The 20,307-nt window shown below is 71.4% G+C and carries 16 protein-coding genes and 1 riboswitch; of the genes, 7 read left to right on the plus strand and 9 right to left on the minus strand.

The window, feature by feature from the left end; genetic code table 11:
- Positions 1-24 precede the first annotated feature (24 nt).
- The 3 genes from H295_RS42910 (at position 25) to H295_RS0108315 (ending at position 4,422) form a co-directional block, all read left to right on the plus strand.
- On the plus strand, positions 25-990 hold the full coding sequence (locus H295_RS42910) for a DMT family transporter (protein WP_051135517.1): 966 nt from the start codon (positions 25-27) through the stop codon (positions 988-990).
- A 55-nt stretch (positions 991-1,045) separates the two neighbouring features.
- Positions 1,046-3,232 (plus strand): RICIN domain-containing protein, encoded by a 2,187-nt coding sequence (locus H295_RS0108310; RefSeq protein ID WP_020134889.1) that lies wholly within the window; start codon positions 1,046-1,048, stop codon positions 3,230-3,232.
- A 74-nt stretch (positions 3,233-3,306) separates the two neighbouring features.
- Positions 3,307-4,422 carry a chitinase gene (locus H295_RS0108315; protein ID WP_020134890.1) on the plus strand — a complete coding sequence of 372 codons (1,116 nt, stop codon included), beginning with the start codon at positions 3,307-3,309 and terminating at the stop codon, positions 4,420-4,422.
- Between the two features lie 42 nt (positions 4,423-4,464).
- On the opposite strand, the gene H295_RS0108320 is transcribed toward H295_RS0108315, so the two are convergent.
- Positions 4,465-5,184 (minus strand): FadR/GntR family transcriptional regulator, encoded by a 720-nt coding sequence (locus H295_RS0108320; RefSeq protein WP_020134891.1) that lies wholly within the window; start codon positions 5,182-5,184, stop codon positions 4,465-4,467.
- A 254-nt stretch (positions 5,185-5,438) separates the two neighbouring features.
- Here H295_RS0108320 and H295_RS0108325 point away from each other — a divergent pair, with 254 nt between their 5' ends.
- Positions 5,439-7,670 carry an alpha-L-fucosidase gene (locus tag H295_RS0108325; RefSeq protein ID WP_020134892.1) on the plus strand — a complete coding sequence of 744 codons (2,232 nt, stop codon included), beginning with the start codon at positions 5,439-5,441 and terminating at the stop codon, positions 7,668-7,670.
- A gap of 84 nt (positions 7,671-7,754) precedes the next feature.
- On the opposite strand, the gene H295_RS0108330 is transcribed toward H295_RS0108325, so the two are convergent.
- The 3 genes from H295_RS0108330 to H295_RS0108340 all read right to left on the minus strand — a co-directional run bounded on the left by H295_RS0108330 (position 7,755) and on the right by H295_RS0108340 (position 10,459).
- Complete coding sequence (locus H295_RS0108330) at positions 7,755-8,723, minus strand: SMP-30/gluconolactonase/LRE family protein (protein ID WP_028809185.1); 969 nt, start codon at positions 8,721-8,723, stop codon at positions 7,755-7,757.
- Between the two features lie 140 nt (positions 8,724-8,863).
- Complete coding sequence (locus H295_RS0108335; protein ID WP_028809186.1) at positions 8,864-9,697, minus strand: PIG-L family deacetylase; 834 nt, start codon at positions 9,695-9,697, stop codon at positions 8,864-8,866.
- Between the two features lie 171 nt (positions 9,698-9,868).
- Positions 9,869-10,459, minus strand: coding sequence for a TetR/AcrR family transcriptional regulator (locus H295_RS0108340; RefSeq protein ID WP_020134895.1), 591 nt, complete (start codon positions 10,457-10,459; stop codon positions 9,869-9,871).
- A 104-nt stretch (positions 10,460-10,563) separates the two neighbouring features.
- Here H295_RS0108340 and H295_RS0108345 point away from each other — a divergent pair, with 104 nt between their 5' ends.
- Positions 10,564-11,469 (plus strand): NAD(P)-dependent oxidoreductase, encoded by a 906-nt coding sequence (locus H295_RS0108345; RefSeq protein ID WP_020134896.1) that lies wholly within the window; start codon positions 10,564-10,566, stop codon positions 11,467-11,469.
- A gap of 40 nt (positions 11,470-11,509) precedes the next feature.
- Here H295_RS0108345 and H295_RS0108350 read toward each other — a convergent pair whose 3' ends face one another.
- Entirely contained in the window at positions 11,510-14,470 is a 2,961-nt protein-coding gene (locus tag H295_RS0108350; protein WP_020134897.1) for a helix-turn-helix transcriptional regulator, read from the minus strand.
- Positions 14,471-14,755: 285 nt separating this feature from the next.
- On the opposite strand from H295_RS0108350, the gene H295_RS0108355 reads away from it, so the two are divergent.
- Positions 14,756-14,938, plus strand: a complete 183-nt coding sequence (locus H295_RS0108355) for a hypothetical protein (protein ID WP_020134898.1) — start codon at positions 14,756-14,758, stop codon at positions 14,936-14,938.
- Positions 14,939-14,970: 32 nt separating this feature from the next.
- Here the strand turns inward: H295_RS0108355 and H295_RS0108360 are convergent, their stop codons facing one another.
- Positions 14,971-16,185 carry a DUF2207 family protein gene (locus H295_RS0108360; RefSeq protein ID WP_020134899.1) on the minus strand — a complete coding sequence of 405 codons (1,215 nt, stop codon included), beginning with the start codon at positions 16,183-16,185 and terminating at the stop codon, positions 14,971-14,973.
- 150 nt (positions 16,186-16,335) lie between these two features.
- On the opposite strand from H295_RS0108360, the gene H295_RS42915 reads away from it, so the two are divergent.
- Positions 16,336-17,010 (plus strand): lysophospholipid acyltransferase family protein, encoded by a 675-nt coding sequence (locus tag H295_RS42915; RefSeq protein WP_020134900.1) that lies wholly within the window; start codon positions 16,336-16,338, stop codon positions 17,008-17,010.
- A gap of 89 nt (positions 17,011-17,099) precedes the next feature.
- Here the strand turns inward: H295_RS42915 and H295_RS0108370 are convergent, their stop codons facing one another.
- The 3 genes from H295_RS0108370 to H295_RS0108380 are packed head-to-tail and all read right to left on the minus strand — an operon-like array spanning position 17,100 to position 19,956.
- Positions 17,100-17,900: an ABC transporter ATP-binding protein gene (locus H295_RS0108370; RefSeq protein WP_020134901.1), complete on the minus strand. Its 801-nt coding sequence runs from the start codon at positions 17,898-17,900 to the stop codon at positions 17,100-17,102.
- Entirely contained in the window at positions 17,897-18,910 is a 1,014-nt protein-coding gene (locus H295_RS0108375; RefSeq protein ID WP_020134902.1) for a FecCD family ABC transporter permease, read from the minus strand. The genes H295_RS0108370 and H295_RS0108375 overlap by 4 nt, the downstream gene beginning before the upstream one ends.
- Positions 18,907-19,956, minus strand: coding sequence for an ABC transporter substrate-binding protein (locus H295_RS0108380; RefSeq protein ID WP_020134903.1), 1,050 nt, complete (start codon positions 19,954-19,956; stop codon positions 18,907-18,909). The genes H295_RS0108375 and H295_RS0108380 overlap by 4 nt, the downstream gene beginning before the upstream one ends.
- A gap of 53 nt (positions 19,957-20,009) precedes the next feature.
- Positions 20,010-20,186: riboswitch (cobalamin riboswitch) on the minus strand.
- Positions 20,187-20,307 lie beyond the last annotated feature (121 nt).

Genomic DNA, 20,307 nt, shown 5'->3' on the forward strand with positions numbered 1-20,307 from the left:
CATTGTGCGGGCAGGGTGGGCGGTATGAACACACCTTCCCCCTCGTTGACCCAGTTGGTCCCCGGCATGATCGGGATGATCCTGGTGGGGAGCAGCGTCAGCGTCTCGCACACTCTGGTGGACGCCCCGCTGTTCACCACCCAGGCGGTGCGGTACCTGGCCGCGACCGTGATCCTCGTCCTCCTCGCCCGGCTCGCCGGTGTCCGGCCGGTGTGGCCGCGAGGACGGGAGTGGCTGTGGCTGACCGGGCTCGCCGTCACCGGTCTGGTGCTGTTCAACGTGGCCGTGGTCCGGGGTGTCGCGCACGCGGAGCCCGCGGTGATCGCCGTGGCGGTGGCGTGCGTTCCGCTGGTGCTCGGGGTGGTGGGACCGCTGCTGGAGCGGCGCAGGCCGAGCCGGCAGGTGCTGATCGCGGCGCCCGTCGTGATGGCGGGCGCGGTGCTGGTGGAGGGGACGGGGCGCACGGACGCGGCCGGGGTGGCCTGGGCGGGCCTTGCCCTGGGGTGCGAGGCCGCGTTCACGCTGCTCGCGGTGCCGGTGCTGGCACGCCACACGCCCTGGGGGGTGTCGATCCACGCGACGTGCATCGGCGGTGTGCTGCTGGCCGTTCTCGGCGTGCCTCTCGAAGGACCCACGGCCGTAAGGGAGGTGACGGTGAGTCAGTGGGCGGCAGCCGGCTACCTCACGCTGATGGTGACGGCGGTCGCGTTCGTCCTGTGGTACTCGACGGTCCGTGCGGCCGGGGCCGGACGGGCCGGGCTGCTCACCGGCATCGCGCCCCTGGCCGCGGCGGTCGTGAGCGCGCTCTCGGGCACGGGCACCCCGGGGCCCTCGGTGTGGCTGGGCATCGCGGTGGTGATCGTGGGTCTGGTCGTCGGCCTGCGGCCCCGTCCTGCGGGCGCCATCGAGATCTCCCCGGCGTCGACGACAGCCAACCCCCTTCCCTCAAACCTTACTTCACCTCTTGACGTAAATGGTCCATACCTTTAGGTTCCGGGGCAGCCAGACACCTCGCACCACCTCACCCCCACGAAGGGCTCTGCGCATGCCCACCCGCACCCGCCTCCGCGGATTCGGCGCCGCCGCGCTCGTCACGGCGGCGGCCGCGTCGCTCCTGACGTGCACCCCCGCACCCGCGAGCGCCGCCACCGCGATCCCCACCGGCTTCTCTACTGTCATGAACGCGGCAAGCGGCCGCTGTCTCGACGCCCGATCGGCCGGCACCGCCAACGGCACCGCCGTCCAGCAGTACGCCTGCAACGGCACCACGGCCCAGCAGTGGCGATTCACCGCCACGAGCGACGGTTACGTCCGCATCGACAACCGCAACAACACCAGCCAGGTGGTGGACGTCGCCGACGTCTCCACCGCCGACAGCGCGCCCGTCCATCTGTGGACCTACGGCGGCGGCACCAACCAGCAGTGGCTGCCCGTCGACGAGGGCGGCGGCGCGTACCGGTTCGTCAACCGCAACAGCGGCAAGTGCCTGGACGATCCGGGTGCCTCGACCGCCGACAGCGTGCAGTTCGTGCAGTACACGTGCAACGGCAGCGCGGCCCAGCGCTTCCAGGTGGTCCCGGTGACCCCGGCGGCCGGCGATCCGGACCTCGGCCCGAACGTGGTGGTCTTCGATCCCTCCATGGCGTCCTCGACGATCCAGTCGAGGCTGAACTCGATCTTCCAGCAGCAGGAGACCAACCAGTTCGGCTCCCAGCGCTACGCCGTCCTGTTCAAGCCCGGTTCCTACACCGCGGACGCGAACGTCGGCTTCTACACCCAGGTCGCCGGACTCGGCCTGACGCCGGACGCGGTCACGGTCAACGGCGCGGTGCACGCGGAGGCCGACTGGTTCCAGGGCAACGCGACGCAGAACTTCTGGCGCGGCGCCGAGAACCTCTCCGTCAACCCCGTGAACGGCAGCGACCGTTGGGCCGTCTCCCAGGCCGCCGCCTACCGCCGGATGCATCTGCGCGGCAACCTCGCCCTGGACGACAACGGCTGGTCCAGCGGCGGCCTGCTCGCGGACACGAAGATCGACGGACAGGTCAACTCGGGCAGCCAGCAGCAGTGGTTGACCCGGAACTCCCAGCTCGGCAGCTGGACCGGATCCAACTGGAACATGGTCTTCGTCGGCAGCCAGGGCGTCCCCGGCACCAGCTTCCCCAACCCGCCGTACACCACGGTCGCGCAGACCCCGGTCAGCCGCGAGAAGCCCTTCCTGTACGTCGACGGCGACGGCTCCTACAAGGTGTTCGTGCCGTCGGTGCGGTCCGGCTCCACGGGCACCAGCTGGGCCGGCGGCTCCCCGTCGGGCAGCTCCCTGTCGCTGGACACCTTCTACGTCGTGAAGCCGGGTGCGAGTGCCGCGGACATCAACGCGGCCCTGACAGCGGGCAAGAACCTCCTGGTCACCCCGGGTGTGTACCACCTGAACCAGACGCTCCAGGTGAACCGCGCCAACACCGTCGTCCTCGGTCTGGGCCTCGCCACCTTCGTCCCGGACAACGGCGTCACCGCGATGAAGGTGGCCGACGTCGACGGGGTCAAGGTCGCGGGCGTCCTCTTCGACGCGGGCACCACCAACTCGCCCACCCTGATGGAGGTGGGACCGGCCGGCTCCGCCGCGTCCCACGCCGCGAACCCGACCTCCCTGCACGACGTGTACTTCCGCGTCGGCGGCGCGGGCGTGGGCAAGGCGACCACCAGCCTCGTGATCAACAGCGACAACGTGATCGGCGACCACATGTGGATCTGGCGCGCCGACCACGGCAGCGGCGTCGGCTGGAACACCAACACCGCGGACACCGGCCTGATCGTCAACGGTGACGGAGTCACGGCGTACGGCCTGTTCGTCGAGCACTACCAGAAGTACCAGACCGTCTGGAACGGCAACGGCGGCCGCACGTACTTCTACCAGAACGAGATGCCCTACGACCCGCCCAACCAGGCGGCCTGGACGAACGGTTCGACCCAGGGCTACGCCGCCTACAAGGTCGCCGACTCCGTGACCAGCCACCAGGCCTACGGCCTCGGCAGCTACTGCTACTTCAACGTGAACCCGGGTGTCGTGGCCGAGCGGGCCATCGAGGCCCCGAACACGGCCGGCGTGCGCTTCCAGGGCATGGTGACGGTCTCCCTCGGCGGCACCGGCACCATCCGGCACGTCGTGAACGGCACCGGCGGTCCGTCCAACTCCGCGACCAACGTGGCGAATCTGACCAGCTACCCGTAGAGCTCCGTCCGTCGGCCGCCCCTCCCGCACGGCAGGGGCGGCCTCCCCCACCCCCGCAAGGAGCGTGCTCCCCCATGTCCGCATTCCTCCGCCGAGGCCGCTTCGCGGTCTTCGCCGTCCTCGCCGCCGTGCTCACCGCACTGCTCACGGTGACCCCCGCGCACGCCGCCTCCGGCACCATCACCGGCCTGGCCGGCAAGTGCGTCGACGTGGCGGGCGCGTCCACCGCCAACGGCACGGCCGTCCAGCTCTACGACTGCAACGGCACCGGCGCCCAGATCTGGTCCAACCCCGGCGACGGGACCCTGAGGGCGCTCGGCAAGTGTCTGGACGTCGCCGACCGCAGCACCGCCGACGGGGCGGCCGTACAACTGTGGGACTGCTCGGGCGGTGCCAACCAGCAGTGGGTGGTCTCCGGCGCGCGGGACATCGTCAACCCGGCCGCGAACAAGTGCCTGGACGTCCGCGACAACAACAGCGCCAACGGCACCCGGCTCCAGATCTGGACGTGCTCCGGCACCGCCAACCAGAAGTGGAACGCGCCCGCGAGCGGCGGCGGCAGCACCCCGTCCGGATTCGTGGTCAGCGAGGCGCAGTTCAACCAGATGTTCCCGGGCCGGAACTCCTTCTACACCTACAGCGGTCTGGTCGCGGCGCTCAGCGCCTACCCCGGCTTCGCCCACACCGGCAGCGACACGGTGAAGAAGCAGGAGGCGGCGGCCTTCCTCGCCAACGTGAACCACGAGACCGGTGGGCTGGTGTACATCGTCGAGCAGAACACCGCCAACTACCCGCACTACTGCGACGCCGGGCAGCCGTACGGCTGCCCGGCCGGACAGGCCGCGTACTACGGGCGCGGACCCATCCAGCTGTCGTGGAACTTCAACTACAAGGCGGCGGGCGACGCGTTGGGGATCGATCTGCTGGGCAACCCCTGGCTGGTGCAGAACGACTCCGCCGTGGCCTGGAAGACCGGCCTCTGGTACTGGAACACCCAGTCCGGTCCCGGCACCATGACCCCGCACAACGCCATGGTGAACCAGGCCGGGTTCGGCCAGACGATCCGCTCGATCAACGGGTCCCTGGAGTGCGACGGCCGCAACCCGGCCCAGGTGCAGAGCCGGGTGGACGCCTACAACCGGTTCACGTCGATCCTCGGGGTCGCTCCCGGGGGCAACCTGTACTGCTGACAGGGGAGTTCGCGCCGGCACCGGGCCCACCCGGTGCCGGCGTCAGGCGTCAGTGGCGGTGGCGGTGTCGGCTGCGTCGGCCTCCAGGTGGGCCCTCAGCCACTCCTCGGTGTTGCTGACGTGCACCAGCGCGGTGGCCTGGCTGAGCGTGGCGTCCCGGCGGGACAGGGCGGCGAAGATCGCCTCGTGCTCGGCCAGGGTGCGGCCCGCGGCCTGTGAGTCGACCAGGCCACGCCAGATGCGGGCCCGCAGGGTGCGGCCGGAGACCCCCTCCAGGAGCGTGAGCAGGGACTCGTTGCCGGTGGCCGACACGACCGCGCGATGGAACGCCGCGTCATGGGCGTTGAGCAGTTCGACATCCTCGCGCGCCTCGCGCATGGCGTCCAAGTGCTGCTTCACTTCGGCCAGTTGCTCGTCGGAGATACGGGTCGCGGCGAGCGCGGTGGCCATCGGTTCGAGGAGCCGCCGCACCTCCATCAGGTCCCGCAGGGCACCCGCGTCGCCCTGGAGGAGTTCCACCGCGCCGCCGAGGCCCTCCAGGAGCAGGCTCGGCTGGAGGCTGGTGACATAGGTGCCGTCGCCCCGCCGCACCTCCAGGACCCGGGCGACGGCCAGCGCCTTGACCGCCTCGCGGGCGAGGTTGCGGGACAGGCCCAGCTGAGCCGCGAGGTCAGGTTCCGGCGGCAGCTTCGAGCCGGGAGGCAGCGCACCGGAACGGATGAGTTCCCGGATCTGCTCGATGGCCTTGTCCGTCAGGGACACCCCGAACTCCTTCCACCGCCGTTCAGCGATGTTGATGATACGGCCCGGCTCGACAGGTCTACGCCAAAGCATGATTCATGTGATGTCTGAGAGCTGAGAATCGGTCCATAACCGCTGAAATACTCGTAACGGCCAGTCAAACTCCGGTATTCATCCCTGCACACTTGTTGACACGGACCCGACACAGGGCCGACCTTCATCCGTAACATCCGGCTTCCGGGTCTCCGTGTCCCCCACCGCACCAGGGATGTCCCATGTCGAGTTCGCTCAGCAGACGTCAGTTCGTCGCCGGCGCCACGGCCGTCGTGGCGGCCGCGGTCACCGCCGACGCCTTCGCCGCCGGCCGTGCCCTGGCCGCCCCCGCCACGTACACCCCTTCGTGGAACTCCGTGAACCAGCATCCGGCGTCCCCCGAGTGGTTCCGTGACGCCAAGTTCGGCATCTACTTCCACTGGGGCGTGTTCAGCGTCCCGGCGTACGACAGCGAGTGGTACCCGCGCAACATGTACATCAGCGGGAGCAACGCCAACACGCATCACAAGGCCACCTACGGCAACCCCTCGGTCTGGCCGTACCACAACTTCATCAACGGGGCGAAGGACCTGGCGGGCAACACCGTGCAGTTCGCCCCGAAGCTCAAGTCGGCGGGCGGCGCCTTCGACCCGAACGAGTGGGCGCAGCTCTTCGTGGACGCCGGAGCGAGGTTCGCCGGCCCGGTCGCCGAGCACCACGACGGCTTCTCCATGTGGGACAGCCAGGTCAACGAGTGGAACTCCGTGGGCAAGGGCCCCGGCCTGAACCTGCTGCGGCTGTTCACCGACGCCATCCGCGCCAGGAACCTGAAGCTTCTGGTGGCGATGCACCACGCCTACAACTTCAACGGCTACTACGACCACGCCCCCGCGCAGACCGACGCGAGCCTGAAGAAGCTCTACGGGCAGCTGGGTTCGGCGGCCGAGAACCAGCTCTGGTACGACAAGCTCAAGGAGGTCATCGACCGGGCGCAGCCGGACATCCTCTGGCAGGACTTCGATCTCACCGCCGTCGACGAGCAGCAGCGGCTCAACTTCCTGTCCTACTACTACAACCAGGCCAACTCCTGGGGCAAAGAGGTGGTCGCCACCTACAAGGACGGGTTCAACGGCCACGGCGAGGTCTTCGACTACGAGCGTGGCGGCCCGGGCGACCTCACCGACCCCTACTGGCTGACCGACGACAGCATCTCCAGCTCGAGTTGGTGCTACACGCAGGGCATCGGCTACTACTCCACCCAGCAGATGCTCCACGCGCTGATCGACCGGGTCAGCAAGAACGGCAACATGCTGCTGAACATCGCGCCCATGGCCGACGGGACCATCCCGCAGGGCCAGAAGGACGTCCTGCTGGCCATCGGCGACTACCTCAAGCGCTTCGGGGAGTCGGTCTACGACACCCGGGCGTGGACGGCGTACGGCGAGGGCCCCACGAAGATGGGCGGCGGAGCCTTCACCAACCCGACCGCCGGCACGGCCCAGGACATCCGCTTCACCCGCAACAAGGCCAACACCGTGCTGTACGCCACCGTTCTCGGCTGGCCCGGCAGCTCCCTGACCATCAAGACGCTCAACTCCGCGCGGATGAACGTCGCCTCACTCCAGTCGGTCCAGCTGCTCAACTCGACCGCCGGTACCTACACCACCCTGCCGACCCCGGCCCAGAGCGCGAGCGGTCTCACGGTCGCCCTGCCGTCGTCGGCACCGTTCAGCGCCAACGCGTACGTGCTGAAGCTGACCTTCACCGGCCAGATACCCAGCCTGCGGCCGGTGGCCGGAGCCGTGGCCTTCCAGGACGTCAACTACGCGGGCACCGGCACCGTGCTCGGGATCGGCGACTACACCGCCGACGCCCTGACCCTGGCCGGGCTCGGCACGGGCACCCTGTCCTCCCTGCGGCTCGCCCCGGGCCACCAGGTCATCGGCTACTCCGGCGACAACTTCACCGGCACCGCCTGGACCTTCACCGCCGACAACGCCGATCTGCGCACCACCGGCAACAACGACGCGGTGACGTCACTGAAGGTGCAGTTCAACCCGTCGCCGTACTTCCAGCTCGTCAACGTGACGAACGGGCTGGCGCTGGACGGCGGCGGCAACGTGGCCTCCGGCTCCAACCTCAAGCAGTGGGCCTGGGACGGCAGCACCAACCTCCAGTGGCAGGTGGTCGAGGTCGGCGGCGGCTACTACAAGCTCGTCAACCGCACGAACGGCATGGTCGCCGACGGCTGGGGCGCCACGGACGACGGCTCCCCCGCCCGCGAGGCCGCGTGGAACGGCGGCAGCAACCAGCAGTGGCAGATCACCCATCGCGGAGACGGCCGCTACTCGATCGCCAACCGCACCACCGGGCTGGTCCTGGACGGCGGTGGCAACGTGTCGTCCGGCTCGGTCACCAAGCAGTGGACGTACGGCTCCAGCACCAACCTGCTGTGGACGTTCACCGCCCTGTAGTTGGGGCAGCCCAGCACGAGGGGCGGGCCCGGAATGCGGCCCGCCCCTTCCCTCATGCCGGACCGGAGTCCACCGGGCCGGCGCTCACCGGCGGTGGAGCCGGGCCAGCAGCAGGTTCGGGTCCGGAACGGCGGCGAAGTACGAGGCGCTGGGGACGTAGACCGTCCGCTTGCGTACGGCCACGGAGGTCGGGTTCGAGAGGCCGTCCTGCTGGGTGAGCACGACGGAGTGGGTCCCGTCCGGACGCACCACGACGACCTGGCTGGTGCTGTTGATCGCGGCCAGGACGGTGTCGTGGTGGTGGGAGACGAAGGCGAAGTCGTCGATGCCGACGAGCCCGGTCGCCCGGGTGCGGACCGGACCCGCGGAGCCGTCGGGGCGTACCGGAATGCGCAGCAGCGTGCCGCGGTCGGTGTTGGACACCCAGACCGCGCCGTCGTGGACCTTGATGCCGTTGGCGCCGAAGCCGCTTCCGGACGGCACCGGGGTGAGAGCCGTGCCCGTGGCCCAGGCGACGCGCGGACCGCCGGTCACCGGCACCCGCCAGACGGTTCCCCGTACCGAGTCGGCCGCGTAGAGCACGCCCCGGTGCTCGTCGAGGGCGAGGCCGTTGGGCAGCCCGTCGGCCGGCAGCTTCGCGATCTGCCGGGGCGTGCCGCCGCCCGCCGGGATGCGCCAGACGCCGGTCGCGCTGGTGCCGGTGGCGTAGACGACGTAGAGGGTGCCGTCGTGGGCGCGGGCGATGCCGAGCACGATGGCGTTGTGGACGATGGGGGTGTTCGGGTTCGCGACGGCGGGCAGGGTGACGCGTCCGCGGATGTCCCCGTGCCGGGTGACGTTGGCGACCTGGCGGGCGAGGGCGAAGGTCAGGTCGGCGGAGCCGTCGGGTTCGACGGCGATGTTCTCGGGGGTCTCGCCCGCGGCGAAGTCGAAGTGGGCGACCACCCGGGGGTGCGACACGAGCGGCTCGTCACCGGACGCGGGGGCCGTCGCGAGCAGGCCGAGGGCGACGGCGGCCGCGGCGACGGCGGCCAGATGCGGGAGTCGGGGCATGAAGGGCATGAACCTCTCCTTGGGCTGGAACACGGGCCACCGGTGTGGCGGCAGGGGCAGCCTGCGCCACACCGAGAGGTGACCGCCGCAGTCACGGCCGGGGGGTCGCCCTCGTGGCCTACGGGGCGCTCCCGCGCGGGTCAGCGCAGTCCGGCGAAGAGGTCGTTCTCGGGTACGGGCGTTCCGGTCGGGTCCTGGACACGCAGGAAGGTCTCCGTGCCCATCAACTGGCCGAACCGCTCCTTGCCCATCCTGAGGAAGAAGATGTTCTCGCCCTGACTGGCGTGCGCGGCCAGCGCGTCGTACTTCTGGTCGCTGAACGCGGTGGTGTCCACCCACGTGGTGATCTCGTCGTCGGGCAGGCCGATCTCGGCCATCGCGGCGGCCTCGGCGGGATCCGGCTCCGGCACGTCCTCGCCGAACTCGCGCATGATCTCGCCGAACCGCCCCATCGCCGAGCGGGGCATCGTGGTCCAGTACACCTTCGGTGTCAGGTCGACCAGCTCCAGTGCCGCCATGGTGATGCGGTGCGCCTGGATGTGGTCGGGGTGACCGTAGAAGCCGTTCTCGTCGTAGGTGACGACCACATCGGGCCGGTAGTGCCGCATGAGCTCGGCGAGCCGGGCCGCGGCCTCCTCCACGGGGGTCTGCCAGAAGGACCCGGGGGCGTCGTTGCCGGGCCAGCCCGCCATCCCGGAGTCGGCGTACTCCAGCATCTCCAGATCGGTGACCTTCAGGACCCCGCAGCTCTCCTCGAGTTCCTGCCGTCGCAGCGCGGCGACCGCCGCCGGATCGTGTCCGGGGTCGCCCGGCTTGACGCCCCCTGGTCCGTCACCGCAGCTGCCGTCGGTACAGGTCACGAGAACCGTGCGGACACCTTCCGCGGCGTACCGCGCGAGGACCCCTCCGGTTCCGGTGGCCTCGTCGTCGGGGTGCGCGTGCACCGCCATGAGCGTCAAGGGCCGGTCAGTCATGAAAACAGTCCTCCAGCAGAGATACGTCGTGAATCACTCGCCCGATGCAACCAGGTCGGGGCGGCCCGCTGTTCCCGGGGGGGAGGGCACGGGAGGAAATGCGTCAGATCCGGTGGGCGAACCGGCCAACACAGGGCCCTGACGTGCTGTTCGGACGTCGGCGCCGGCACGTCAACGCGTCACCGCGGCGTCGAGCAGCGGGGCGAGTTCCCGGGTGACCGTCGTCAGGGGGCGGACGTCCCGCTCGGCGCGGGCGAGGAGGATCGCCCCCTCCAGGGAGCTGAGCATGAGCGTGGCGAGCGCGGAGGCCCGTTCCGGCGGTACGCCCATGTCCGCCAGGGCCGCCGCCACCGCGCCGTGCCACTGGGCGAAGGCGGCGGACGCGGCCTCCCGGGTGGAGTCGACGCGCTCGGCGCAGTCCGCCGTGGCGGCGGCGACCGGGCAGCCGCCCGCGAACCCGGACGTCTCGTACTCGTCGGTCCACTGGCGCGCCATCTCGGCGAACAGCCCGCTCGGCGTCGGTGCGGGCAGGGCGGCCAGGAAACGGGCGACGCGCCCCGCGGCGTACCGCCCGGCCCAGCCCAGGGCCTCGTTGACCAGCTGTTCCTTGCCACCGGGGAAGTAGTGCTGGAGCGAGCCGCGCGGCGCACCCGCGTGCTCGGCGACGTCCCGCATCCCGGCGGCCGAGACCCCGCCGCGCCGGATCAGCTGGGCCGCGCTGAAGACCATCCGCTCGCGTGGTCCGCGTTCGGACACCGCCATGTCCGGCCTCCCGCTCCTCGATCTTCCGGTCCCCACTCTATGACCGTCGTCATAATCCCGACTACTATGACGGCGGTCATAGTCGACGGAAGCGGTGGAGCGTCATGGCGTACGTGGGTTTCGTCGGGCTGGGCGTCATGGGGCAGCCCATGGCGCTCAACCTCGCGCGTGCGGGGACCCCGCTGGTCGTCTGGAACCGGTCCCCGGCCAGGTGCGCTCCCCTGCGTGCCGCGGGCGCCGAGGTCGCGGCGAGCGCGGCCGAGGTCTTCGAACGGGCCGGCACGGTGTTCCTCATGCTCGCCGACGAGACCGCCGTCGACGCGGTCCTGGGACGCGGCACCCCCGACTTCCCGGCCCGCGTGTCCGGCCGGACCGTCGTCCACATGGGGACGACCTCGGCGGAGTACTCGGCCGGCCTCCAGGACGACGTCCGGGCCGCGGGCGGGCGGTACGTCGAGGCGCCGGTGTCCGGTTCCCGGGTGCCGGCCGAGCGGGGCGAGCTGGTGGCGATGCTGGCGGGGGACGCCGACGCCGTGGCGGCCGTACGCCCGCTGCTGTCCCCCGTGTGCCGGGAGGCGTTCGACTGCGGTCCCGTCCCGGACGCGCTGTTGACCAAGTTCTCGGTGAACCTGTTCCTGATCACCCTGGTCACCGGTCTGACCGAGGCGTTCCACTTCGCCGCACGGCAGGGACTCGACCCGGCGCTGATCCGGGACGTCCTGGACGCGGGTCCGATGGCCAGCTCCGTGTCCCGGATGAAGACGCCCAAGCTGCTGGCCCGCGACTTCGCGGTCCAGGCCGGAGCGGCGGACGTCCTCAAGAACAACCGCCTGATCGCCGAGGCGGCCCGCAGGACCGGTGTCGCCTCCCCGCTCCTGGACGTCTGCCACGCCCTGTTCGGCGAGACCGTGGAGCAGGGCCACGGCGACGAGGACATGGTGGCCGTACTGCACGCCCTGGAGACACGCACCGCGGCGCACCCGCGGCCGGTGCACCGGAGCGGGAGCTGACCGGCTCCGGTCCGCCGACCGACGCCGGCCCCGACCGCGATCAGTCCGAGGGGACCGGTCGGACGGGCGGCCGGTGGACCACCGCGCCCAGTGCGCGTGGCAGTGCCGCGCGGGAGGGGATGTCGAGCTTGCGGTAGATGCGGCCGAGGTGGGCTTCGACCGTCCTGGAGCTGACGAAGAGTTCCTCCGCTATCTCCTTGGTGCGCTTGCCTCCCGCCGCCAGTTCCGCGATCTCCCGCTCCCGCTCGGTGAGAAGAGCCACCGCAGCCCGGACGCTCCCCTCCTGCACCGTCGCGACCGGAGCACCGGCGGTGGTGCAGGACGCGGTCAGCTGGCTTCTGATCCTTGCCGCCTCCTCCAGGATCCGCTGGGCTCCGCAGGCCCGGGCGGCCTTTCCCGCCGTGTCGAGCCACTCCAGCGCCTGCTGCGTGCCGTGGGCCGCGTGGACCGAGGGCACCCCGGTCACCAGGGTCCAGGCGTGTTCCAGCGGGAGGCCGGCGCGGCGGAACGACTCCGCGACCTCGAAGAACAGCTCCGCCGCCAGCGCGTGTTCGCCTTCGGCCGCGTGGAGTTCGGCCCGGGCCCTGCGCACGTGGTGCTGTTGCAGCGGCAGCCCGAGCTGTGCGGCCACGGTCTCCCCCGTCCCGACCCAGTCACGCGCGCCGTCGATGTCCCCGCACCGCAGTGCCGCGACGCCGGCGAGGGCCAGGAGGGAGGGCTGCCAGGCACGCAGGAGCAGCTCCAGCCGCGGGCCGCCCCCCTCGACGAGGGTGCGCAGACAGCCCTCCGGGTCCCCGCCGACGAACTGGGCCTGGGCGCGCAGGCCCACGGCCACGGCTGCCCGCCACCCCCGTTTGCGCACGGCGAGGGAGTAGCCCTCGCCGGCCAGTTCGAGGAGCCTGTCGGTGTCCCGCCGCGGACGTGTCCAGAGCAGCCCCGTCGCCCGGAGGAGCATGGCGAGGCCGGCGGCTTCGTCGACCCCGCTCGTCCGGGCGAGCAGACGGGCCTCCTCGGCACGGCGGCACAGCGTCTCCAGACGCCCCGTCACCTGGTCGAGGTGGCACAGCGCAACCAGTTGGTTGATCCGGATCAACCGCCGGGTGGCACCGGTGGTCGCCTGAAGACCTCGTTCCAGATGCCGGTACGCGTCGAGGAACCGCTCCTGGAACAGCTCCGCGCAGCCGAGCATCGCCAGGACGTCGGGGAGGGTGACGGCCTCGGTGTCCGGCAGGGCGTCCACGATCCGCGCGCACTCGGTGACCTCCGCGACGGCCTCCGGGAACAGCCCGAGCTGGGTGTCGCCGAGGGCGGCGAGGGCCCTCAGGTAGGGCACGGCCGGGTCGACGGTCCCGACGGCGTCCACCGCTTCCCGGACCACGTCACGGGCCTCGCCGTAGGCACCCCGGAACAACTGCACCCGCCCGTACGCGGTGATCAGCTCGACCGCCGACGGCGGGAGCGGAACCGGCAGCGGGCGGGGTACGAGACCGAGCGCCGCCCGGACCACCGCCTCGGCCTCCTGGTGGCGGCCCAGCAGCCGCTCCAGTTCTCCGCAGACCGCGTAGGTCCTCAGCAGCAGGTCCTCGGAGAGATCCGCCCGGTGCCGAAGCAGCTCGTGCACCAGGGAGCGGGCCTCCTGGAGTCGGCCCACGGCACTGAGGGCCTGGCACTGGTCGAGCACCAGCAGAGCACGGGGAGCGCTGATCCGCGCCCCGGCGGGCAGGTGGTCCAGCGCCAGCCGCAGCCAACGGGCCGCGGTGGCCGGGGACTTGGCCATCGCCTCCGCCGCACCGTCGACCAGCACCTGCCGGTCCTCGGCGCGGCCCGCACCCACCAGGTGCTCGGCCTGCCGGGCCCGCAGGAGCGCGGGGGCCCGTCGAGCGGTGAGCAGATCCATGGCCCGTCGGTGCGCCTCGACGCGCGGGGCGGGCGAAGCGTGTGCCAGGGCGACGTGGCCGAGTACCGGATGCCGGAAGGTGTAGCCGCCGCCCCAGGGCAGCGGCTGGATCACGTCGGCGTCGACGAGCTCGGTGAAGGCCGCGAGAGTGCGTTCCGGACCGAGACCGGAGACCGCGGCGACGTCCCCCGGAAGAAAGGATTCACCCAGAACGGCGGCCGCCTGGACCGAGTGGGCGGCGTCAGCGGTGAGGGCGTCCAGCTCGGTGACGACGGGGACGGCGGCCCGGAGCATGCCGTCCCGGTCGGGACCGGCACTGAGCGGCCACTCGTCCGGGTCCCACCGCGCCGCGAGCAGGATGCGCAGCATCCGGGGGTTGCCGCCGGAAGCGGCGTGCAGCTGCTCGACGTAGGTGCCGTCGACCACGGGGGCCTCCGGGGTGCGCCACTCGCTGTAGGCGTGGTCGGGCGCCGGGCGGGGGACGGCAGGCGGGGAGTGCACGTCGGTGCAGCGGCCCTCCGGACCGAGGACATCGGAGATCGCCCGGACGTCCAGGGAGGAGAGGGCGATGCGGACGACCGAGCCGGTCTCCACCCCGTGTTCGAGCGCTTCTCTCAGCACCGGGCCGGACTGCCGTGGACGGTGCCCCAACGCCAGCACGAACGGTCCGGGCGGAGGTGTCCGCACCAGCTGCGCGATCCGTCTCGCGGAGTCCTCGTCGCACAGGTGCACGTTGTCGAGGACGAGCACGCCACCGCGGCGCGCCGCCCAGCGCCCCAGCACGCTCCGCAGCTCGGCGTCGGGCTCCCGCTCCGTCGAGGGGTCCCGCCCCGCCACGGCTTCCAGGATCTCGGTGATGATCTGGCCGGGGCGTGTCGCACCGCGCGTGGCGTGGGCTCGCACCACGAGGGCCCCCGCCTCTGCGGCCCGCTCGGCGAGCAGACCGAGCACGGTGGTCTTCCCGATCCCCGGCTCTCCGGCGACCTCCAGGACCACTCCCCGACCGTCGGCCAGATCCCTGACCACCGCGGCAAGACACTCGGTCTGCGCCTGTCTGCCGACGAGAACGGCACCGTTCCCCCTGGCCTGATCCTTGGGGGGCAAGTGGCCCTCCTCCTCCGCATGGAGGTGCACACGAACGAGCACACCGTCTGTTACCAGTCAATTCGGATACTAGGTCATCCCTTTGGCCGGCCCACGGCCTGAACGGCGCCTTGTGAGACGCCCAAGGGCGGAGGCCGGTGAACCTAAGTAGGCGAATACGTAGTTCTACGAACGCCCCGGAAGGCAGCGGTTGGGAGACTCACCTCCTGGGTTTCCGGGCGGAGCCGCGGTGCAGCGAGCGCCGTCCGGCCAACCGAGCCCGGCCGAACATGGGAGAGTGCTCCGTTGGTTTCCAAGATCCGTGTCCTGGTGGGCATGCTCGTCCTGCTGGCGCTGGCCATCGCCTCCATCGCCCTGCTCGCGGCCGTGAAAGCCGCGCCCCTCTGGTTCACGGTCGTTCCTCTCGGCATCCTCTTCTTCGGCGCGGGCGTCGGCCGGTCGATGGGATGGTTCGACAAGAACCGGTGACCGGTCCGGCGGCTCGCAGGGAGGCCGGGCGGTCAGCGTGGCACGGCCTCGATCACGCTGATCCGGTGGACCCGGCGCCTACGGGGACTGCAATGGACGTCGACGACGTCGCCCACCCGGAACCGGTCCGCCAACTCCTGGTTCTTCCTGCCCGAGAACATCGGCCGGCTCCACCGGTGGACCTCGAAGGACCAGGCCTGGTGTGACGCGGGGTCCTCGATCGCGCAGCAGTAGTGCGTGATGTCGGTCAGGGGGTCGTCGTAGTGGGTGTCGTAGTCCCAGCGGGAGATGACGACCCCGCGAAACCTCGACTCGGCGGGAACGGCCAGGACACGGCGCCGGGCGGGCAGCAGCAGGACCCAGAGCAGCGCACCGACCAGAACCGTGGCCGCCACGAGCGCCCCGCCGTGGGGGATGTGCCCGGTCAGGGTGGCGATCAGCGTGGTGGTGGCGACGGCGCAGACGGTCACGCACAGCATGACGAGCTGCCAGGTGTGGCCCCAGCGCGGCGGGTCCAGCGGCGCTGTGTCCACGACATGCCAGGACCTGCCGTACGAGGACCAGATCCGGCGCGACTCCCGGACGGGCAGCGCCGACTCGGGACCGTCCGCTCCCACCTGTCGTTTCGGCAGCCGGTGCGCTGCCGCGTCGGGGCCGTTCCGCACCTCCCGTGCGGCCTGTCGGCCGGCGGCCGTCAGCCGGGGGCCGGACCGGACCCGGAACGGGGGCCGCTGCACCGCTGCCACCGCACTCACGGGCACGACGACGAGGAGAACCGCACGCGCCCACGGCGGGCACCACGGCCAGACGGCGTACAGAGACCCGAACCAGGCCACGAGCACGGTGGTCCGCAACAGCAGGGTCAGGTAGGTGTTGCGTGCCGGCCGTATCAGGTTCCGGGCCCTGGCCTCTTCGCGGACGCTCTGCTGAAAGCCGCGCCACCACACCCAGAACTCGTCACCGTCCCCTGGCCCGAGAGCTTCCACGGGGACGCGGTCGACACCGTTGCGGCAGCGGTGCCGGACACGTTCGACCAGGAGTTTCTCGAAGGGGCGCAGCGACAACCGGCCGGCCTTCCCGGGGACCGGCCGTACGGTCACCGTGCCGTCCGCCTTGTGTTCGGCCTTCAGCCGGCCGGTGCGGGCCATCTCCAGGGCGGTTGTCTCGATCGCCTTCGGCGTGACCTCGCCGTCCCCCAGCAGCAGGTTCACCACAGCCGCGGGCAGCCCCTGGTCCTTCACACGCATCCCCCCTGACGCTCAACTGGGAGCCTCCCCCGGGTGAGTACACGTACTCATGCGGCGCGGGATCCCGGGTGCCACGATGACGATCACCTGCACGCCAGGCAGGTAGGCAGGCAGCGTCCGGCTTCCGCCACACCGAAGGAACGGCAGCTCGTGCTTCTCACCACCCTCGCCCGCACCGTGGTCCCCGTCCTCGGCCGGCTGTCCGTGACCACCGGTACGGTCGGCACGATCGCCCCCGGCAGCGTGGTGGCGCCCAACCACACCGCGCTGATCGATCCCGGCGTCGTCCTGACCGCGCTGCGCGGTCTGGGCACCGAGCCCGTCGTCCTTGCCGCCGCCGGACTCTGGAGAGTCCCCGTCCTGGGCCGACTCCTCAGCAGGGAAGGCCACATACCGGTTCACCGTGGGAGCCGGCAGGCGGCCGCGGCACTCGATCTCGCGTCCCAGGCACTCGCCGACGGCCGGGTCGTGGTGATCTACCCCGAGGGCCGCATCCCACGGCGCCGGGACTCCGCCGACCGCGCCCCCGCATCCCTGCGCACCGGCGTCGCCCGTCTCGCACTCGCCACCGGCGCCCCCGTCGTCCCGCTCGGGCACGCCGGGGCCCGACGGATCATCTCCGGCAGCGTGCCGAAGCAGATCGGCGGCCTGCTGACCGCACCGCTGCGTCGCCCGGCCCTGCACGTCCACGTGGCCGACCCCATCCACCTCACCGGCGACCTCCCCGACGCCACCGCACACCTGCACACCGCCGTCCAGCGGGCCTGGCGGCAGGCGGTCGACCAGGTGACGTCCCATCGGTCACACGACTGCCGCTCGTCGTAGGACCGGCGCGGAGCCGAGGTCTACCCCCCTTGAATTTGCCCCTCCTTGAGAGTCTGCACTGGCTCAGTTCGCGGTCGGGACGTCGTCCGTCACCCCCTTCCTGTGGTCGGCAGGAGTCGGTCCGGGGCCGCTGGACGCAGGAAGCGGATCGAGGGGTGGCCGGGGTCATGGGTGACCTCGGCCCGGACGCCGTAGACCTGTTCGATGAGGGCGGGTGTCAGGACCTCGGCCGGTGTGCCCTCGGCCACCGCACGGCCCTCTCGCAGGACGAGGAGGCGGTCGCAGTACATCGCGGCGAGGTTGAGGTCGTGCAGGGCGATCACGGTGGTGACCGGAAGGCTCACCACAAGGGTCAGCAGATCCAACTGGTGCTGGATGTCGAGGTGGTTGGTGGGTTCGTCGAGGAGCAGCTCGCGGGGTTGCTGGGCGAGCGCGCGGGCGATCTGGGCGCGTTGGCGTTCGCCACCGGACAGGGTGTGCCAGGACTGGGCGGCCCGGTCGGTCAGGCCGGTGCGGGCCAGCGCCTCGGTGACGGCCGCGGCGTCGGCCGCCGTCGGCGGGGTCCAGGCACGCCGGTGCGGGATGCGGCCCAGGGCCACGACGTCCTGGACGGTCAGTTCGGTCCCGGTGTCGGCATGCTGCTCGACGGTGGCGATCCGGCGGGCGGTGGCGCGTCGGCCGACCTCCGGCAGCGGGCGTCCGTCGAGGGCCACGACTCCGGCGGTGGGCGCGAGGACCCCGGCCAGCAGCCTCAACAACGTTGATTTCCCGGACCCGTTGGGGCCCAGCAGTCCGACCGTCTCCCCGGGACGCAGAGCGAGGGTGACGCCGTCGACCACGAGCCGGTCGGCGAGGCGCCGTACGACACGGTCCGCGTGCAGGCCGGTCACACCCTTCTCCTTCCGCGGTAGAGCACGGCCACGAACGCGGGCACGCCGATGAGGGACGTCACCACGCCCACCGGGACCTCCTGGGGGTCGAGGACGGTACGGGCCAGCGTGTCCACCCAGACCAGGAACACGGCGCCCGTCAGCGCGGTGACGGGCAGGAGGCGGGCGTGGCCCGCGCCGGTGAGGGCACGGGTGGCGTGCGGGAGGACCAGGCCGACGAAGCCGATCGCCCCCGCACAGCTGACCAGGGCGGCGGTGAGCAGCGCGGTCGCGCAGAGCAGGACCATGCGGGTACGGGCGACCCGGACCCCGAGTCCGGCGGCGGCCTCGTCACCGAAGGCGAACGCGTCGAGCGTACGGGCGTACCCGAGGCACACGACGAGGACCCCCGCCAGGACGCCCGAACAGAGCAGCACCTGGCCCCAGTCGGCGCCGGCGAGCGAGCCCAGCAGCCAGAACAGCACGCCCCGGGTGGTCTCCGCGTCGGCGGAGGTCAGGACGACGAACGAGGTCAGCGCGGAGAACAGCTGCATCGCGGCCACCCCGGACAGCACCACCCGGTCGGTGCTGCCGCCGAGGGTGTGGCTGAGCAGGAGGACCAGGGCGAAGGAGAGCAGCGCGCCGAGGAAGGCGCCCGCCGACAGGGACACCACTCCCCCGCCCACTCCCAGCACGACCACGGCGACCGCTCCCGTGGACGCCCCGGAGGAGACACCGAGGACGAAGGGGTCGGCGAGCGGATTGCGCAGCAGCGACTGCATCACCGCCCCACAGACCGCGAACCCGGCCCCGCACACGGCGGCAAGCAGCGTGCGCGGCATGCGCAGATCCCAGACGATGCCGTCCCGCAGCGGCGCCGACGTGCCGTCGCCGACGCCGAGATGGGCCGCGACGGCGGCCCACACGTCCCCTGTCGAGATGTCCGCCGGTCCGATCGTCACGGCGACGGCGATCGACGCGAGCAGCGCGACCAGGCCCCCGCCGGCCAACAGCGGTGTACGGAGGGTCACTTGGCGAGTCCGAAGTCCCGCAGTCCCGCCGCCACCTTCTCGATGCCCTCGACCGTGCGGACGGACGGGTTCATGGCCTGGCCGGACAGCAGGACGTAGCGCTTCTTGCGCACGGCGGTCAGGTTGCGGGTGGCGGGGTTGGTCTCCAGGAACCGGATCTTCGCCTCGGCGGTCTCCGCGGTCTGCTGCTTGCGGGTCAGGTCGCCGATCACGATGACGTCGGGGTCGCGGTCCGCGACCGTCTCCCAGTTGATCTGGGGCCACTCGTCGTGGGTGTCGGCGAAGGCGTTCCGCGAACCGACCGCACGGGTGATGGCACCCGGCGCGCCGCAGCAGCCGGCGAGGTAGGGCGACTGGGAGTTGGCGAACCAGTACATCAGGGAGACGTCCGAGGCGTCGATCCCGGCGGTGGCCGTGCTCACCCGCTTCTTCAGCGAGGCGACGAGCCTCTCGCCGCGCTCCTCGACACCGAACGCGCGGGCGAGGTCGCGTATTTCGCCGTAGACGACGTCGAGGGTGAGCGGTTCGCTGCGCGACCCGTCGCCGCCGCCGGCGTTGTCCTTGCCCGCGGAGCAGTCGGAGGGCGAGACGTACGTCGGCACCCCGAGCTTCTCGAACTGCTCGCGGGTGGCGACCCCGCCCCTGCCGAGGGTGGAGACGAACGAGGCCGTGACGAAGTCGGGCCGGGCGTCCAGGACCTTCTCGAAGGAGGGGTTGTTGTCGGCGAGGCGCGGCACGGAGGCGTTGGCCTTCTCCAGGCCCTTCATCACCGGGTCGGTCCAAGTCGCCGTACCCGCCGTCCGGTTGGCGAGGCCGAGGGACAGCAGGATCTCGGTGGAGCCCTGGTTGAGGGAGACGGCCCGCTTCGGGGCCGACGTCAGGGTGATCTCGCGACGGCAGTTGTCGAGGGTCACCGGGTAACCGGCGGCGGCCTCCTGCGACTTCGGGTCGTTCGCGTCGGACGCACCGCACGCGGTGAGCAGCAGGGCTGACACGAGCAGGAGCGCCGGGGTACGGAGCAGGACGGGGGTGCGGAGCACGGGCATGCCTTAGGAGTCGGGGCTCTTACGCGGAGCCTGGCCTACGGACGTCCCCCGCGCCGGGGCGCGGAGGTGCCAGCAGGTCTTCGGACTCGGGTTCGTCCGGACGGGACGCCTTCCCGGTCTCCCAGTGGCGTCGTGCCCCGCCCGTCCCCCTCACCGCTGCGCGTCAGTTCCGGATTCGCACCGGATTCCCTGGCCTCGGATGTGGCTCGACTGGCCCGACGAGGCTACCAAGCCCGTCGCATGCTCGGACGCTGCGGTCCGTGACGGGGTACGGCACGATCGTGGGGCGTCCGCGTGTGCCGTACTCCGAGGCGCGACAGCCGTCACCCGCGAAAGAGCCGGTCCGGAGCG

The sequence above is a fragment of the Streptomyces sp. 351MFTsu5.1 genome, assembly GCF_000383655.1.
Taxonomy (GTDB): domain Bacteria; phylum Actinomycetota; class Actinomycetes; order Streptomycetales; family Streptomycetaceae; genus Streptomyces; species Streptomyces griseorubiginosus.